The organism is Roseomonas sp. SRI_022 (assembly GCF_057586215.1).
In genome coordinates this window covers 137,265-153,302 of record NZ_JBYCZL010000014.1, presented here as the reverse complement: position 1 = coordinate 153,302, position 16,038 = coordinate 137,265, and the positions used below count along the sequence as shown (strand labels likewise).

Genomic DNA, 16,038 nt, shown 5'->3' with positions numbered 1-16,038 from the left:
TCCCGGCCACCCTGGCCGACACCGTGCAGACCCTGCGGCGCCTGTCGCGTGGCGGCAGGGCGCGTGTGTGGCCGTCCGCTGGGACGGTGCTGAACCGCCGGGTGCTGCGCCCCGGTCGGGCGGTGCGCGCCGCCGCCTTGGCCGGGTCGCCTGGCCGGCAGCGTCGCGTGGCCTTGCCCCCCTGACCCTGATGGCCGCCGAGGTTCGGCCGATGACCGCCGCCCTGTCCGGCACCGTGACCGCCGATGCCCGGCCGATCCCCCGTCCCACCCGGCAGACGGCCCGCGAGGTTCGGATGGTCTCCGCCCGGTCGCCCGCCGCCGCCCAGGCCCGGTCGCTGGGCGCCGCCACCATGGAGGCGATCCGCGAGGTTTGGATGATCTCCGCCCGGCCTGCCACCGCCGCCCAGCCCCGGTCGCTGGGCGCCGCCGCCGTGAACGCGGTCCGCGAGGTTCGGGTGGTCGCCTGACCCACCCCCATGGCCAGCCTGCTGCAGACGCCCGCGAAGCTGATCGCGTGCCGCGACGCGGTCACCGCCACCGGCAGGGCGACCGCCACCCACGCGGTCTCGCACGCGATCGTTGCGGTAGTTCACGCCGTGACGATGGGACACGTCATGCTGCCAGCGGTTGTTCGTGATCCTGTCGCGGTTCACGTTGATGTTGTTGAAGCGGTTGATGTCGATGTCGACATCGCCGCGGCCCCAGCCCGGCCGGGCCCAGCCCCAGAGCGAGCCGACCACCGCGGCGCTGCCGGCGAAGGCCATGCCGGTCAGGATGGCATCACCCACGCCCCAGCCGATCGGTGGTGAGTAGTAGTAGGGCGGGCTCTCGGGATACGGCCAGCTGCCATAGACGACCGAGGGATTGTAGGCGGGCACAAAGACCTGCCCCGGATCCGTCGGCGCGATGGCGATGGTCTGGGGCTGCGGCGGCACCACCCCGCCCTGGGGAGGCGCGGTGGTCACGTTTTGGGTCACGGTCACCGTCTGCTGCGGGCCGGTCTGCAGCGAGCCATTGGCCTGCGCGCGCCCGCGCAGCGCCTGCACCGCGTTCAGCACGTCGTCCTGCTGCGCCAGCACGGCGTCGCCGACCTGCTGCGTCCAGTCGAGCTGATCATTCATCAACGTCAGCACGTCGGGAAAGGGCAGCAGTGACTTCACCGATGGATCCCAAGGCTGACCGTTCAGCGCCTGCACCAGCGCATCGCCGTGCAGTGATGCGTTCTGCCCCTGTCCCAGCCAGCGCTTCGCCTGCACCACCTCGAGCGGATAGGTCGAGGCGATCAACACCTGCATCAGCAGATCGTCAGGATACAGGGCGATCGGCGCAAGCAGTTGCTCGAGCTGCGCCTGGCTCAGGCGATCCTCCTCGGCGGCGCCCTGGGGCGATGTGGCGGCGGCGGGTGCGGGCTGTGCGAGCGCAGGGTCCGCAGCCGGGCCAACCATGGTGACGACGGCGATGGCGCCCGCGAGCAGCAAGCCCCGTGTGCCTGCCAAGGCCGGGATCATGGCTGGTGCAGCCGACCTCTCCACCCACCGCGCGAGGCTTGTCTGCAAATGCATCGCCATCCCCTCTCGGTCAGACACTCACGGCGATCCCGACGCCAGCTCCCGGTCGAGTCCCAGGCGATGACGCAAATGCCCGAGCATTCGGTACACAGCCTGTCCCATTGCGGCTCGCAAGGAAAGCGGCTGACCAACCGTTCGGGCGCCACCGCCATCCTGTGGCGCCGCGGCAGGTCACCATGCCGACCGTCGTGACCTCGCCTTGCTGCCCGGAGGCGGAGGATTGCCGCATTGGATCGATGGCGCGTCCTCAGCCATCGGTGCCAACTTCCGCACGCGCTGCGTCGTCGGCACCTCGATCATGGCGGCCAAGGTCAGTCCACGGTGATGTTGGCGGAACGGACGAGCGCGGCGTGGCGTTCTATCTCGGCAGCGAGGAACCGCTCGAGGCTCGCAGGCGTGCCGCCGGCCGCGCCGTCAGCGATGTCGAGGCCCTGTTGCAGCAGCCACTCGCGGCCAGGGCTGTCGAGGATCCCGTTGACCGCCTCGTTCAGCGCGGCGACGACTGCGGCCGGCGTCCCCTTTGGCGCGAGCCAGGCGAACCAGGTGCCCATCACCACGCTCGGATAGCCTTGCTCCGCGGCGGTCGGCACGTCGGGCAGCACGGCGGCGCGCTTCTCGGCCAGTACGGCGAGCACGCGGATCTCCCCCGCGCGACTCAGCGGCACCGTGCCGGGGGCGCCGAGGAACATCGCGCTCAGCCGCCCCGCGATGGCATCGGTCGTCGCCGCGGCCGGCGACGTATAGGGTACATGCGTCAGTTGAGTGTCGGTCGCCGCCGCCAGCATCGCCCCAGCCAGGTGCATCGAGCTGCCGCTGCCGGTCGAGCCGTAGCTCACCGTGCCCGGATTGGCTCGCGCCATTGCGACGAATTGCGCCAGCGTCGTCGCGGGTGAGTTCTTGCCCACCACCAGCGCATTCGGAATGGAACCGAAGCGCGCGATCGGTTCGAAGTCGCGTTGTGAATGGAAGGTCAGGTTGCGGTACAGCGCCATGTTGGTGGCGAGCGGCCCGGCCCAGCTGAACAGCAGTGTGTGTCCGTCGTTCGGCGCGCGCGCCGCGGCCATCATGCCGACATTGCCGGAGGCACCGGGGCGGTTCTCGATCACGAAGGGCTGGCCGAAGCGCTTCTGGAATTCCTGCGCGGCGAAGCGCGCGATGGGGTCGGAGGATCCGCCGCCCGCGGCCGGCACAATGATGCGCACGGGCTGCCGTGGCCAGGCGGGCTGAGCAAGCGCCGGGGCCGCCACCATGCCTGCCGTCATGCCGAAGAGCGCACGCCGGTCGAACCGCATGCCGTTCATCTCGTTTCCTCCGCGCCGGTCATGCGCCAGCCTTGTTTGACGAAACTTTCGCATGCGTGTTCCTTTTGTCCACTCTCGTGAACAGATTGCCCGCGACGATGCCGGGTCGGAGTGCACTGCACATGGCTGGTCCGCTTGCCGGGATCCGCGTTGTCGACCTCACCTCCACGCTGATGGGCCCCTATGCGACGCAGACCCTCGCGGACATGGGCGCCGAGGTGGTGAAGGTCGAGCCGCCCGAAGGCGACATCGTCCGCCACATCGGCCCGGCGCGGAATGCCGGGATGGGGCCGATCTTCCTCAACACCAACCGCGGCAAGCAGAGCCTGGTGCTCGACCTGAAGAAGCCGGAGGGTCTCGCGGCCGCGCTGCGCCTCGCCGCGCGCTCGGATGTGCTGGTGTACAATCTGCGCCCTCATTCGATGGAGAAGCTCGGCCTCGGCTACGATGCGGTCGCGCGCGTCAATCCGCGCATCGTCTATGCCGGCGTCTACGGTTTCGGACAGGACGGACCCTATGCGACGCTGCCGGCCTATGACGACCTGATGCAGGGGGCGACCGGCGTCGCCGCGCTGAACGCGCGCATCCATGGCGGGACGCCGGGCTACGTACCGCTCGGCCTGGTTGACCGCATCGTCGGCCTGGCGGCGTCAGGTGCGATCTCCGCCGCGCTGCTGCACCGGGAGAGGACCGGCCAAGGCCAGCGCGTCGACGTGCCGATGTTCGAGACGATGCTGCCCTTCGTCCTTGGCGACCATCTCGGTGGCTTGTCCTATGATCCGCCGCTGGACCAGGGCGGCTACGCGCGCATGCTTTCGCCCGGCCGGCGGCCCTACCGCACGCGGGACGGCTGGATCTGCGCCATGGTCTATACCGACAAGCACTGGCGCGCCTTCTGCGCCGGGCTCGGCATGCCGGACCTCGTTTCCACCGATCCGCGCTTCGCCGACCACGGCGCGCGCATCGCGCATATCGACGAGATCCTCGACATGATCTCCGGCATCATGGCGCAGCGGGACACGGCTGCATGGATGGAATTCTTCATCAAGGCCGACATTCCGGCCATGCCGGTGAACGACATCGCCTCGCTGTTCGACGATCCGCACCTGCGCGCCACCGGTTTCTTCGAGGAGGAGGACCACCCCACCGAAGGCCGCCTGCGCCGTCCCGCCATCGGGCCACGCTGGTCCGGCAGCCCGACCGGGGAACGCCGCCCGGCCTCGCGCCTCGGCGCCGACGGTGCCGCAGTGCTGCGTGAGGCGGGATATACGGAGGATGAGATCGCGCAACTCGCCGCCCTCGGCGTGACGCGGCTACCGGCGACAGCGGAGTAGCAGGGTGAGCTGACCCTCACGCCGGCGATTCACGTCACCTTCGGCGCGACCTCGCAGCTGGCATCCGCCTGGCTGAGCCTTTTCGTTGAAGCGCCTGAGGGGGCGCAGGTGGCCGTGTCTCGCCATCCCAAGCCCGAAGCCACCGGTGCTTGGCCTGCCTTAGAAGGACCTCGAAGGTCCGGCCGAGGCGGCCGGCGTGAGCTGGATGACCGTTTCACGCGTGGTCAACGACGCGCCCGGCGTCGGCGCGGAAACCCGCCTCGCCGTTCGCCGGGCGATCGCCGATCTGAACTATGTCCGGAACCGCGCGGCGGCCAGCCTGCCTTCGGCGAACAACCGCATGGTGGCGCTGCTGCTGCCCGATATGTCCTCCGCGATTTGCCATGGCATCTATCGCGGCCTGAACGACCTGATGGAGCGGGCGGGCTACCTCGTCATCGTTGGCGAAAGCCACTACGATCCCGAGCGGGAGGCGATGCTCGCGCGCGGCATGCCGGGATGGCAGCCGGCCGCCTTCATCTTCTGCAATATGCTGCTGGCGACCCGGACGGATCGGTTGTTGGCGGGGGCCGGCATTCCGCTGTGCATCCTGTCGGATCCGGATTTCAAGACGGATGGCATGCTGGTCGGCTATTCCAGCTTCCGCATCGGTGCCGCGGTGGCGCGCTTCCTGTTCCGTCTCGGCAGGCGGCGGGTCGGGCACGTGCGCGCCACGCGCGCCCATACGCGCAACACCGATCGCATGCTTGCCGGCGACCGGCGCCGCGTTCGAATGCCAGCGTCTTGGCATACGCGTCCCTGATGATCTGGCGATCGTCGGCTTCGGTGATTCGGAACTCGCCGCGCAGATCTCGCCGGCGCTGACGTCAGTGCGAGTCAATGCCGATACCATGGGCCGCGTGGCAGGCGAGTTATTGATTGGCCTGCTGGCGGGTGAGCCGACCGATGCCTCGCCTCGCACGACGAATTTCGAGCTCATCCTGCGCGACACGACATGACCATACGGGCCGGGCCCGATCCGGACGCGACGCCGCCCATCCCGCCATCACAACTCGTCTATGGCTTGGCCATTCCCGCCCGCCGCAGGATCGGTCCCATCGCCTCGGCGCCGCGGGCAAGCAGCTCTGCATATTCCCGCCCCGGCAGCGCCTGCGGGTCGACGCCCGTTGCGCCGATCTGCTCCGCCACGCCCGGGTCGCGCAGGGCCGCGAGCGCGGCCTGCTCCAACCTTTCGACGACCGGCTGCGGCGTGCCCTTGGGGACCGCCACGCCAAGCCAGGAGTCGATCTCGACGTCGTAACCGGCCTCGCGCATCGTCGGCACGTCCGGGAACTCCTGCCAGCGCATCGGGCTGGCGGAGGCGAGCAGCCGCAACGCGCCGGCACGGATCTGCGCCACCACGTCGGACGGATTCTGCACGACGACATCGACCTGCCCGCCGAGCAGCGCGGTCACCGTTTCCGCGCCTGAACGGTACTGGACCTGTTCGAACTTCGCCCCGGTGATCCGGCCCAGTTCGAACATCGCCAGGTTATTCGGCGCCGAGGGTGCCCCTACGAACAGGCCGTTGCCCGCGCGCGCCGCACGCACCAGGTCATCCAGCGTCCGGTGCGGCGAGTCCGCGCGTACCGTGACGCCGTAGCGGAACCGCCCGTAGCCGGCGATGAAGTCGAAGCTTCCGATCGTGTACGGCACGTCCCGGACATGCGGCTGGATCGCGACGGTGGAATAGGTGACGACACCGATCGTGTAGCCGTCGGGCCGCTGCGTCGCGACGAAGGCGGGGCCGATGGTGCCTTCCGCGCCGGGACGGTTCACCACGACCACCGGCTTGCCGAGCTGTCGTTCCAGACCCCGCGCGAAGGCGCGCGCCGACACGTCGGTGTTCCCGCCGGCGCCGTAGTTCACCACGAGCTGGATCTCGCGCTCCGGCCATTGCTGCGCCTGAGCGGCGGCCGGGAGCAGGCCGCCAAGAATCAGAGGAATTTGGCGACGCGCGATCATCGTGTTCATGGTTCCATCCCGTAGATCTTCTTTCGGTCCGTGAGCGGGGTGCCGCACATCGGAAAATGGGAGCGCCGGCTCCGCTGCGCGGAGGCCGGCTGCTGCCTTCAATCCAGCCGGATGCCGAGCCGCGCCGTGATCTCGCGCTCGTATTGCGCGCGCGCCACGATGAAGTCCGTGTACTGCTCACTGTCGAGGTACTGCTCCGGCATGTCGAACTGCCCGCGCACCGCCGCGTTCGCCTGGCTGAAGAGCGCTGTCTTGAAGGCATCGTGCAGCGTGCGGACGATGCCGGGATCCATCCCCTTGGGGCCGGAGATGCCGTAGGGCGAGGTCACGACCATGTCGTGGCCCAGCTCCTTCAGCGTCGGCACATTTGGCATGCTCGCGATGCGTTCCGCGGTCCAGACGCAGAGCGCGCGCATCTGGCCGTCATCGACCATCGGCTTCCAGCTCGACGCATCGGCGATGCTGTCCACCTGGCGGGAGAGCACGCCCGTCACGCCCTCGGCGGAAGCGCGGTAGGGCACGTGCAGCAGCTCCATGCGCTCGCGCACGGCGAGGTCCTCCATGGCGAGGTGATTCGTCGTCGCGGCGCCGCTGGTGGCGAAGGACACCTTTCCCGGGTTGGCGCGCGCCGCCGTCACGTAGTCCGCCCAGTTCCGGTACGGGCTGTCGGCGCGCACGGCGACGCCGTAGAGCCAGCCGCAGAGCCGGATGATGTGGCTGTAGTCCCGCACAGCGTCCCATTGCGGCTGGCGCACGATGAAGGGCCGCCGCACGATGGACAGGTGCATCTGCCCCAGCAGGTAGCCGTCCGGGCGCGCCGCCGCGAGCGCCTGCGCATGCAGCGTGCCGCCCGCACCGGGACGGTTGTCGATGACGATCGGCTGCCCGAGGCTTTGCTGCGCAACATCGGTGAGGGAGCGGATCTGCACGTCGGAGGACGAGCCGGCGGTCCAGGGCACGACCAGGCGGATCGGCCGGGACGGATAGCGGTCCTGCGCCAGGGCGGGTGCCGCGAACGCCGTGCCGGCGAGGCCGAGGAGAGCCCGGCGACCGGGCGCGGGCATTCCGTGTTGCGTCTTGGTCATTGTCGTTTCCTCCGTAATGATCCAGCGGTAAGCGATCGCGGTTCAGGGCATGTAGCTGCCGCCACCGATGTCGATCGTCGTTCCGTTCAGGTAGGCCGCGGCGTCCGAAGCGAGGAAATGCACCAGTTCGGCGACCTCCTCCGGCTCGCCAAGGCGGCCGGCGGGAATGCGTGCGAGAAAGGCCTCGTTCATGCCGGGTGCTGCGCCCGCGACCATGTCGCTCTTGATCCGGCCCGGCGCGACGCTGTTCACCGTGATGCCGAAGGGTCCGAGTTCGGCGGCGAGGTTGCGCGCGAACCCCATCAGGCCCGTCTTGGATGCACCGTAGTAGGCGCCGGTGATGGTGCTCGGCACGCGCGAGGCCTGGCTCGTCATCATCACGATGCGCCCCCAGCCGCGCGCCTTCAGCAGGGGGATCGCCTGGCGGGACAGCATGAACGGCCCAGTGAGGTTCACGTCCATCACGCGCCGCCATTCCTCGGTGGGGATGTCCTCCACCATGCGCTTTCGGCCGTCCACCTTGGGCGAGATGCCGGCGTTGTTGACCAGCACGCCGAGCCGCTTCCACCAATCGCCAAGCAGGTCGGGCAGCGCCGTGATGGCCGCCTCGTCCGCGACATCGAGGCGGATGGCGCGGGCCTGGTGCCCTGCCTCGGCGATCGCGGCCGCGGTGGCATCGACGCTGTCCAGCACATCGGCCAGCACGACGGGATGGCCCGCTTCGGCCAGGCGCCGCGCGATGGCGGCGCCAAGCCCACGCGCGGCGCCGGTGACGAGAGCGACACGTTCGGCATTGCTCATGGCTATGTCCTCGAAACGACAGTCATCGGATCGGGCGGCTTCCGCCGCCGCTCAGGGGATCAGGATCACCTTGCTTGCCGCGCGCTGGCGGGAGAGCTCGAAGCCCTCCAGCCCGCGCGCCAGAGCCATGCGGTGCGTGATCATCGGCCGGTAGGCCTCGGGATCGCGCGCCAGCAGCGCGATCACACGCTCCCAGGTGCGATGCTCGGAACCATGCGAGGCACGAAGCTGGTGCCGGTTGCGCACGAAGACCGTCAGCGGCAGGGAGAGCGGCGCGGCGTGAATGCCCGCGACGACGAGCACGCCCTCCCGCTTCAGCACGGGCAGGGCGTCGGTGATCGAGGGCGGATGACCGGTTGCCTCCAGCACCACGTCCACCGGGCGGCCGCCGGTGACGCGCAGCACCTGTTCGGCCAGCGGCGCTTCCGCGACATCGACGATGTCGCGGAAGCCGAGTTGCTGCAGCACGGCGTAGCGCGGCTGGTCCGCGCGGCCGGCCACGATCACGCGGCCAGCACCAGCGGCGCGCGCCATCAGCGCGAGACCCTGCCCGATCGTCCCCGGGCCGAGCACGAGCACCGTGTCGCCGATGCCAACCTCGCCGACCAATACCGCCTCGGCCGCGACGGAGAGCGGTTCGACCAACGCGCCGAGTTCGGCATCAACGGCATCGGGCAACGGCAGGGCGTTGCCGGCGGGCACGTTGACGAGCGGGGCGAAGGCGCCATCGGCGGTCAGGCCGAGGCCGAACCGCGCGCCGCGCAGGCGCGGATCACCCGGCCAGGCGGCCTGCCCGTCGCCCCGCTGCACGCGCGGATGCACGGCGACGCGTGTGCCGACCGCCACCGCGACACCAGCGCCGGCCGCGGCGACGCGTCCGGCGAATTCGTGCCCCATGGTCAGGGGCATGTAGGGGACCATGTGCTGGTAGCCGTCGGTCCACTCATAGGCATGGACGTCGCTGCCGCAGATGCCCACGGCCTCGACGCGGACCTGGACTTCGCCCGGCGCGGGGGCGCCGGGGTCGGGCACCTCCAACGCCTCGATGCCGAAGTCCGCCTGCGTCTTGCGCAGCGCCAGCATGATCAGAACGGGTCCTGGTAGAAGCTGCCATACATGGTGAGCGGCGGCCGGCCGTTCGGGTCGGTGAGGACCTCGATCAGCGCCGGCTTGCCGGAGGCGAAGGCCGCGTCCAGCGCCGGGCCGACATCCTCGCCCCGCTCCACCCGTACGCCGGCGATACCGCAGGCCCGTGCGATCGCAGCGTGGTCAACGTCGGCAAAGTCGCAGGCGACGGTGTGGTCGCCATACTTCGCGTCCTCGGCATGCTTCTGGAAGCCGAGGATGCCGTTGTTCAGCACCACCACCGTCACCGGTACCTGCAGGCGCCGCAGCGTCTCAAGTTCTGCCCAGGAGTGGCCGAAGCCGCCATCGCCGCAGAGGCAGACGACGCGCTTGTCCGGTTCGGCGACCTGCGCGCCGATCGCCAGCGGCACGCCCCAGCCGAGCCCCGCGAGACCGCGGGGGCTCAGGAAGCGCTGACCCGCGCGCTTCGCCGTCATGTAGATATTGATCCAGTTGGACGAGTAGGACGCGTCCGCGACCATGATGCCGTCGGCGGGCAGGCGCTTGTCGATCTCGGCCGCGACGCGTTCCGGCCGCACCGGGCCGCCGTCCCGCGTCGTGACGCCGGCGACCAGCTTGCGCCAACCGTCGATCGCCGTCGCGATCCGTGCTTCCACCGCCGGGCGCGCGGCGGCGCGGGGCGCGAGATCCTGCCGCAGCATCGCCTCGCGCAGCGCGGCGAGCGTCAGCTTCGCATCGCCGGTCAGGCGCAGCGCCTCATAGTTGCGGCCGATCTCGGAGGGATCGGGGTCGATATGGATAAAGCGGGCGTCGCGCGGATAGAGCGTCCAGGAATCCGTGCCGTTCTGGTTCGTACGGTTGCCGACCAGCAGCACGACGTCGGCTTCCGTCACCATCCCCTTCAGCTCATGCGCGCGGGCGCCGCGGCCAAGGGTATTGCCCACCACGCCGATCGAGAGCGGGTGCGTCTCGTCCACGCTGCCCTTGCCCATGAAGGTCGTGGCGACAGGCAGATGGGCATCCTGCTGCAACGCCGCCAGTTCCTGCGCGGCATCGGAGATGTGCACGCCACCACCCGCGATGATCAGCGGGCGTTCAGCCTTGGCGAGCAGCGCCGCCGCTTCCGCGATGCGGGCCGGGTCGGCCAGGGTGCGGTCGAGGGGGAAGGTCCCGAGCGCGGCACGGCGCTGCGAGGCGGCAGCGGCCTTCTCCAGCAGCAGGTCGGCGGGCAGCAGCAGCACCGCCGGGCCCGGCCGGCCGGAGGTCGCGGCCGTGAAGGCCATGTCCACATAATCCTCAAGCCGATCGGCGCGGTCGATGCGGCGGACGAACTTCGCGACGCCCTCGAACAGCTTGATGTGGTCGAGTTCCTGGAAGGCGTTCTTGTCCACCGTGTCGCGCGTGACTTCCTGCACCAGCGCGATGACGGGGATGCTCGCCTTCAGCGCCTCGGCGAGCGGCGCCACGAGCAGCGTCGCGGCAGGGCCGTTCTGCGCCGTCACCACGCCCACCTTGTGGGAGATGCGCGCGTAGCCGTCGGCCATCGTGCCGCCCATGTTCTCCTGGCGGTAGACGGTCTGGCTGATGCCGGCATGCGGCGCAGCGAGGTGGAAGGCAGAGGGAAGGCTCTGCCCGAAGGTGGTGGTCACGCCATGGCGCGCGAAGGCTTCCGCCAGGCGCAGGGCAACGGTCGCATTGGCCGTGGTGGTGTGGCCGGCGTCGGGCATGGGGCGTCTCCGTTTTCGTCTCGCTATTTGCTATAGCAAACAACATATCTCTTGACAGGTCAACTCCGTCGCCCGGACAAGGTGGGAGATGGCATCCGACACGACCTTCGCACCGGTGGACCGCGACGAGACGCTCGCCGAGAAGGTCTATGCGCGGCTTCGCAGCGCCTTGGTCGGCGGCCGGCTTGCGCCGGGCCAGAAGCTCGTGCACCGCCAACTCGCCGCCGAACTCGGGGTCAGCCCGACGCCAGTGCGGGAGGCGCTGCTGCGCCTGGTCTCGGAAGGCGCGCTCGAGATCGACGCGCGCGGCGTCGCCTGGGTGCCGCGCCTGTCCCGGGACCGCTATGCGGAGATCATGGAACTCCGCGCGGAGCTGGAAGGGCGTGCGGCAGCGCGCGCCGCGCTGCTCGCCACGCCGGGCCAGATCGCCACGCTGCGCGCGATCCATGCGCGGCTGATGGAAGGGCGCATCGCCGACGACGCTCCGGTCGTCCTGGCAGAGAACGAGCGCTTCCATTTCGGCGTGATCGCGGCGGCGCAGATGCCCGTGCTGCAGCGCGTCGTCGAGAACCTGTGGACGCAGTCCGGGCCGACGATGAACCTGCTGCTCACCGTGCCGCGCCCGCTCTGGCCGCAGGGCCATCCGCACGAGGACCTGCTCCGCGCGCTCGATGCGCGCGACGCGGGCGCCGCGCGCGCCGCGGTGGAACGCGACCTGCGGGAGTATGCGCAGATCGTGGCGACGCTGCTGGAGCGTGTCCCACTGGCCTCATGAACCGACCCAAAGGCTCCGCTGCGATGCCTTTGGCGCCAGCCCTATCGGATCCCGGCGCGCATGAAGGACTGCACGAACTGGCGCTGGAACAGCAGGAAGCCGAGCAATAGCGGCGCCGAGGTCATCAGCGTCGCCGCCGAGATGATGGCCCAGTCGATCCCCTGGTCGGTCGAGGCGAAGACGGACAGTCCGACCGTCAGCGGCCGCGTCTCCACCCGGTTGGTGATGACGAGCGGCCAGAGGAAGTTGTTCCAGTGGTAGGAGACCGAGGTGAGCCCGTAGGCGAGGTAGGTCGGCCGCGCCAGCGGCACGTAGACGCGCAATAGGATCGCGAGGGTGCCGCAGCCTTCGACGCGCGCCGCCTCCTCAAGTTCCTTCGGCACCTGCCGAAAAGTCTGGCGTAGCAGGAAGATACCGAAGGCCGAGGCCATGTAGGGCAGGCCGATCGCCAGGATGGTGTCCACCAGCCCCAGGTGGCGCATGGTGCGGTAGTTCTCGACGATCAGCACGTCGGGCATGATCATCAGCTGCACCAGCACGAGCGCGAAGAGGATCGACGCCCCCGGGAACTCCCCGCGCGCGAAGGCAAAGGCCGCCAGCGTGCAGAGCACGAACTGCGCGGCGAGGATCATCGTCACCAGCAGAAAGGTGTTGAGGAAGTAGCGCGCGAAGGGCGCCGCGTCCCAGGCGGCGGCGAAGTTCTCGAGCGTCAGCGGCGCCAGGAGGTCGAAGCGCGTCGCATAGCCGGTGGGATGGATCGCGGCCCAGACGGCATAGAGCAGCGGCGCGATCCATATCAGGCCAAGCAGCCAGGCAGCCGCCGTCTCAAGCCAGCGTCCGGGGGCGAAGCCGGGGCTCATCGGTAATGCGTCCGCTTCTCGAGGACGAGGAACTGCACTGCCGCCAGCAGCGCCAGGATGCCGAGCAGCACCATGGTCAGGGCTGAGGCGCTGGCGGTGTCCCAGAAGCGGAAGCCTACCTCGTAGATATAGGTCAGCAGCAGCTGCGTCGCGTTGTCGGGCCCGCCGCGGGTCATGACGATGATGTGGTCCACCAGGCGGAAGCCATTGATCACCGCGTTCACCAGGATGAACAGTGTGGTCGGCCCGAGCAGCGGCAGCGTGACGCGGAACAGGATGCGCGCGCGCGACGCGCCTTCGACCGCCGCGGCCTCATGCAGCGAAGGCGGGATGGCCTGCAGTGCGGCCAGGTAGAAGATCATGAAGAACCCGGCCTCCTTCCAGACCGCGACGACGATCATGGCGCCAAGCGCGGTCTCCCGCGATCCGATCCAATTGGTCGGCCCCCAACCCAGCAGCGCGGAGGTGATGCGATCGATCATCCCGTAGTCGGGCGTGAAGAAGAATAGCCACAGGTTTGCGACCGCGATCATCGGCAGGATGGTCGGCGTGAAATAGGCCATGCGCAGCGCGGTGCGTCCGGCGATCTTGCCGTTGACCCATAGCGCCATGGCCAAGGCCAGCGCGATCGAGAGCGGGATGGTCGCGGCGGCGTAGATCAGGTTGTTCGTCAGCGCCTGCCAGAAGACCGGGTCCTCCGTCAGCGCCTGGTAGTTGTCGATGCCCACGAAGCGCGCGGGCCGGGACCCGCGCGGCGTCGAGAACAGCGAATGCCAGAAGGTCGCCACCGCGGGGTAGTGCGTGAAGGCGACGAGCAGGACCATCGCCGGGCTCAGCATCAGCCAGGCATGCAGCGTGGTCCTGCCCCGCACGCGCTCAGCCCCGCCGGAACGGGCGCAGGACGCGGTCGGCTTCGGCCTGCGCGTCGGCCATGGCCTGCTGGGCGGTCTTGGCCCCGGTCAGCAGCGCCTGCAGGTTGTCGTTGATCGCCTTGTAGACGCGCTGGTTCTCGAAGGTGGAAAGCTCCCCGGTCGCGACCGGGAGCTGATCCTTGGCGACCAGCGCGGCTGGGACTTCCTGCGTGTAGCGACGCAGCTCCTCCGTCTCCCACGCATCCGGGCGGACGGCGAGGTAGCCAGTGCGGATGCACCAGTCGGCCGCGCGCTCGGCGGTGGTCAGGAAGCGGAAGAAGCGCAGCGCCGCCGCGCGCTCGGCGGCGTTGGCGTTCTTGAAGACATAGAGGTTGCCTCCGCCCACCACGGTGCGCGGCCCCTCCTTGCCGGGCAGGCCGGCGACGCCGAAGGCGAAGCGGGCGGCCTGGCGGATATTCGTCAGGTTGCCGGTGGTCGACCAGACCATGGAGGCGCTGCCGTTGAGGAAGTTCGCCGGCAGCGTCGCCCATTCCGTGACGCCTTGCGGCGTGATGCGTTGCGTGAAGGCCATGGCGCGCCAGAACTCGGCGGCCTCGATCGCGCGGGGATGGTTGAAGTAGACCTCGGTGCCCGCCGGGTTCATCAGCAGGTGGCCGACCTGGTTGCACAGCGCGCCGAAGGTCCATTGCGCCGTGCCCGCATTGGTCGCGAGCTGCACGCCCCACCGCGCGGTGCCCTCGCGCCGCGTCAGCTTCTGCCCGGCATCGAGCAACTGGGCCCAGGTGCGAGGCGGCGCTTCGGGGTCGAGGCCAACCTCGCGGAACTGCTCCTTGTTGTAGAAGTAGACGGAGGTGGAGCGTTGGAAGGGCACCGACCAGGTCTTCCCCTCGGCGAGGCTGTTCGACATGAAGGCTGGGAAGAAGCCCCCGAGCCAGGCGCGCGTCTCGGCACCCGCGTCGATCTCCTCGATGGGGGCCAGGATGTCCATGTCGCGCAGGCTGTGCAGCTCGGCCGCGAGCAGGACCGAGAAATGCGGGCCGCTGCCGCCGCGGATCGCGGTGACGGCCTTGGTCAGCGTCTCCGGGTAGGTGCCGGCATAGACCGGGTTCACGCGGATGCCGCTCTCGCGCTGGAACGCCTCGCAATAGGCGTCGATGATGCGCGGTACCGGGCCGCCGATCGCGATCGGGTAATAGAAACTCAGCTCGCGCACCTGCTGCGCCGACACCGTTGCGGGGGCGGCGAGCATCGTGGTGCCGACGGCCAGGAGGCCGCGCCGGGTGGTCCTCATCTGCCTTGTCTCCTCCCTCATGCGACGCCTGCTCTCAACGGTGCGGGCGCAGGATGCGCTCCGCCTCGGCCTGGGCGTCGGCCATGGCCGGTCCGGCCTGCTTGCGGCCGGTCAGCGCCGCCTGCAGGTTATCATTCAGCGCCTTCGTCACGCGCTGGTTCTCATGCGTGGACAGTTCCGCCACCGCGTGCGGCAACTGGTCCCGCGCCACGGCCGCGGCGGCGAAGTCTGCCACATAGGCGCGCATCGCCGCCGTCTCGAAGGCCTCCGGCGTGACGGCGACGTAGCCCGTGTCGATCCCCCATTGCGCGGCGCGCTCGGGCGTCGTGAGGAAGCGGGCGAACTTCAGCGCGGCGTCACGCTGCGGGGGGGTTGCCGTGCGCATGACGTAGAGATTGCCGCCGCCCGTTGGGCTGCCGCGTCGCCGCCCCGCCGGCAGCATCGCGACGCCGAAGGGGAAGGGTGCGTTGCGGCGCACATTCGTCAGGTTGCCGGTGGTGGTCCACATCATCGCGCATTTGCGTTCGAAGAAGTCGCGCGGCGTGGTGCCCCATTCGACGATGCCGGCGGGATGCACGCGCTGGCGCATCGCCAGGTCCATCCAGTACTGCAGCGCCTCGGCCACCTTGGGGTCGCCGAAGGAGGTGCGGTTGCCCTCGGGGTTCATCAGGCGGACGTCGTTTTGTGTCGTCAGCCCCTGGAACAGCCAGTACGGGAAGCCCGAGGACGGGATCTGTATGCCCCACTGCGTCGTGGCGTCACCCTGGCGCTTGGTCAGCCGCTCGGCGAAGGAGGCTTGCTCGGCCCAGGAGGCGGGCGGCGTCTCGGGATCGAGGCCCGCCTCCCGGAACGCGTCCTTGTTCCAGTAGAGGACGACTGTCGAGCGCTGGAACGGAATGCCCCAGGTCTTGCCGCCGGTGCGGCTGTTCTCGAGGAAACCCGGGTAGAAGCCGTCCAGCCAGGCACGCTGCACGCCGGGCAGGTCGTCCCAGGCCAGGATCGCCTGCTCGTCGATCAGGGTGAAGATGTCGACCGCAAGCAGGCAGGCGAGTTGCGGCGCATCGCCGCCGCGCAGTGCCGTCAGCGTCTTGGTCAGCGTGTCCTGGTAGGTGCCGGCATAGACGGGCTTCACGCGCAGGCCCGGATTCTCCCGCGCGAACTCCTCGCAATACCCGTCGATGATGCGCGGGATCGGCCCGCCCACGGCGATCGGGTAGTTGAAGGTGATCTCGGTGACGCCCTGCGCACGGAGCGCCGGGGCGGCAAGGAGGGGCGCGGTGGCGATCGCGCCGATGGCGCCGCGGCGGGTCAGGCTCATTCTCT

General features: G+C 69.5%; 14 protein-coding genes and 1 pseudogene. 4 read left to right on the top strand and 11 right to left on the bottom strand.

Going from position 1 to position 16,038, the window contains the following annotated elements; genetic code table 11:
* The coding region (locus AC2YHJ_RS15935) for a DUF3300 domain-containing protein (RefSeq protein ID WP_487397059.1) at positions 1 to 1,498 on the bottom strand (1,498 nt) is incomplete at its 3' end.
* A 383-nt stretch (positions 1,499 to 1,881) separates the two neighbouring features.
* Positions 1,882 to 2,871, bottom strand: coding sequence for a Bug family tripartite tricarboxylate transporter substrate binding protein (locus tag AC2YHJ_RS15930; protein ID WP_487397058.1), 990 nt, complete (start codon positions 2,869 to 2,871; stop codon positions 1,882 to 1,884).
* Positions 2,872 to 2,993: 122 nt separating this feature from the next.
* Between AC2YHJ_RS15930 and AC2YHJ_RS15925 the strand changes: the two genes are divergently transcribed.
* The 3 genes and pseudogenes from AC2YHJ_RS15925 (at position 2,994) to AC2YHJ_RS15915 (ending at position 5,203) form a co-directional block, all read left to right on the top strand.
* Entirely contained in the window at positions 2,994 to 4,205 is a 1,212-nt protein-coding gene (locus tag AC2YHJ_RS15925) for a CaiB/BaiF CoA transferase family protein (RefSeq protein ID WP_487397057.1), read from the top strand.
* A gap of 193 nt (positions 4,206 to 4,398) precedes the next feature.
* Positions 4,399 to 5,007: pseudogene (locus AC2YHJ_RS15920) on the top strand (LacI family DNA-binding transcriptional regulator); the annotation flags it as partial.
* A complete protein-coding gene (locus AC2YHJ_RS15915) occupies positions 4,952 to 5,203 on the top strand; it encodes a substrate-binding domain-containing protein (protein ID WP_487397056.1) in 252 nt (83 codons plus the stop codon). The pseudogene AC2YHJ_RS15920 and the gene AC2YHJ_RS15915, both read left to right, overlap by 56 nt.
* 58 nt (positions 5,204 to 5,261) lie before the next feature.
* On the opposite strand, the gene AC2YHJ_RS15910 is transcribed toward AC2YHJ_RS15915, so the two are convergent.
* From AC2YHJ_RS15910 to AC2YHJ_RS15890, 5 genes are all read right to left on the bottom strand, one after another.
* Positions 5,262 to 6,218 (bottom strand): Bug family tripartite tricarboxylate transporter substrate binding protein, encoded by a 957-nt coding sequence (locus AC2YHJ_RS15910; RefSeq protein WP_487397055.1) that lies wholly within the window; start codon positions 6,216 to 6,218, stop codon positions 5,262 to 5,264.
* 98 nt (positions 6,219 to 6,316) lie between these two features.
* On the bottom strand, positions 6,317 to 7,303 hold the full coding sequence (locus AC2YHJ_RS15905; protein WP_487397054.1) for a tripartite tricarboxylate transporter substrate binding protein: 987 nt from the start codon (positions 7,301 to 7,303) through the stop codon (positions 6,317 to 6,319).
* Positions 7,304 to 7,345: 42 nt separating this feature from the next.
* Positions 7,346 to 8,104, bottom strand: a complete 759-nt coding sequence (locus AC2YHJ_RS15900) for an SDR family NAD(P)-dependent oxidoreductase (RefSeq protein ID WP_487397053.1) — start codon at positions 8,102 to 8,104, stop codon at positions 7,346 to 7,348.
* Positions 8,105 to 8,155: 51 nt separating this feature from the next.
* A complete protein-coding gene (locus AC2YHJ_RS15895) occupies positions 8,156 to 9,187 on the bottom strand; it encodes a zinc-dependent alcohol dehydrogenase (RefSeq protein ID WP_487397052.1) in 1,032 nt (343 codons plus the stop codon).
* Positions 9,188 to 9,189: 2 nt separating this feature from the next.
* Positions 9,190 to 10,917 carry an acetolactate synthase catalytic subunit gene (locus AC2YHJ_RS15890; RefSeq protein ID WP_487397051.1) on the bottom strand — a complete coding sequence of 576 codons (1,728 nt, stop codon included), beginning with the start codon at positions 10,915 to 10,917 and terminating at the stop codon, positions 9,190 to 9,192.
* A gap of 88 nt (positions 10,918 to 11,005) precedes the next feature.
* Between AC2YHJ_RS15890 and AC2YHJ_RS15885 the strand changes: the two genes are divergently transcribed.
* Positions 11,006 to 11,692, top strand: a complete 687-nt coding sequence (locus tag AC2YHJ_RS15885) for a GntR family transcriptional regulator (protein ID WP_487397050.1) — start codon at positions 11,006 to 11,008, stop codon at positions 11,690 to 11,692.
* Between the two features lie 41 nt (positions 11,693 to 11,733).
* Here the strand turns inward: AC2YHJ_RS15885 and AC2YHJ_RS15880 are convergent, their stop codons facing one another.
* From AC2YHJ_RS15880 to AC2YHJ_RS15865, 4 genes are read right to left on the bottom strand one after another with little or no spacing between them, the layout of a single operon-like run.
* Positions 11,734 to 12,552, bottom strand: coding sequence for a carbohydrate ABC transporter permease (locus tag AC2YHJ_RS15880; protein WP_487397049.1), 819 nt, complete (start codon positions 12,550 to 12,552; stop codon positions 11,734 to 11,736).
* Positions 12,549 to 13,424 carry a carbohydrate ABC transporter permease gene (locus tag AC2YHJ_RS15875; RefSeq protein WP_487397048.1) on the bottom strand — a complete coding sequence of 292 codons (876 nt, stop codon included), beginning with the start codon at positions 13,422 to 13,424 and terminating at the stop codon, positions 12,549 to 12,551. Before AC2YHJ_RS15875 ends, AC2YHJ_RS15880 begins: the two co-directional genes overlap by 4 nt.
* A gap of 4 nt (positions 13,425 to 13,428) precedes the next feature.
* Positions 13,429 to 14,715 (bottom strand): ABC transporter substrate-binding protein, encoded by a 1,287-nt coding sequence (locus AC2YHJ_RS15870; protein WP_487397047.1) that lies wholly within the window; start codon positions 14,713 to 14,715, stop codon positions 13,429 to 13,431.
* 34 nt (positions 14,716 to 14,749) lie between these two features.
* Positions 14,750 to 16,033, bottom strand: a complete 1,284-nt coding sequence (locus AC2YHJ_RS15865) for an ABC transporter substrate-binding protein (protein WP_487397046.1) — start codon at positions 16,031 to 16,033, stop codon at positions 14,750 to 14,752.
* Positions 16,034 to 16,038 lie beyond the last annotated feature (5 nt).

Coding starts and splice junctions, on each gene's coding strand:
- AC2YHJ_RS15930 (WP_487397058.1), bottom strand. CDS start 2,871: ATGAACGGCATGCGGTTCGACCGGCGTGCGCTCTTCGGCATGACGGCA.
- AC2YHJ_RS15925 (WP_487397057.1), top strand. CDS start 2,994: ATGGCTGGTCCGCTTGCCGGGATCCGCGTTGTCGACCTCACCTCCACG.
- AC2YHJ_RS15910 (WP_487397055.1), bottom strand. CDS start 6,218: ATGAACACGATGATCGCGCGTCGCCAAATTCCTCTGATTCTTGGCGGC.
- AC2YHJ_RS15905 (WP_487397054.1), bottom strand. CDS start 7,303: ATGACCAAGACGCAACACGGAATGCCCGCGCCCGGTCGCCGGGCTCTC.
- AC2YHJ_RS15900 (WP_487397053.1), bottom strand. CDS start 8,104: ATGAGCAATGCCGAACGTGTCGCTCTCGTCACCGGCGCCGCGCGTGGG.
- AC2YHJ_RS15895 (WP_487397052.1), bottom strand. CDS start 9,187: ATGCTGGCGCTGCGCAAGACGCAGGCGGACTTCGGCATCGAGGCGTTG.
- AC2YHJ_RS15890 (WP_487397051.1), bottom strand. CDS start 10,917: ATGCCCGACGCCGGCCACACCACCACGGCCAATGCGACCGTTGCCCTG.
- AC2YHJ_RS15885 (WP_487397050.1), top strand. CDS start 11,006: ATGGCATCCGACACGACCTTCGCACCGGTGGACCGCGACGAGACGCTC.
- AC2YHJ_RS15880 (WP_487397049.1), bottom strand. CDS start 12,552: ATGAGCCCCGGCTTCGCCCCCGGACGCTGGCTTGAGACGGCGGCTGCC.
- AC2YHJ_RS15870 (WP_487397047.1), bottom strand. CDS start 14,715: ATGAGGACCACCCGGCGCGGCCTCCTGGCCGTCGGCACCACGATGCTC.
- AC2YHJ_RS15865 (WP_487397046.1), bottom strand. CDS start 16,033: ATGAGCCTGACCCGCCGCGGCGCCATCGGCGCGATCGCCACCGCGCCC.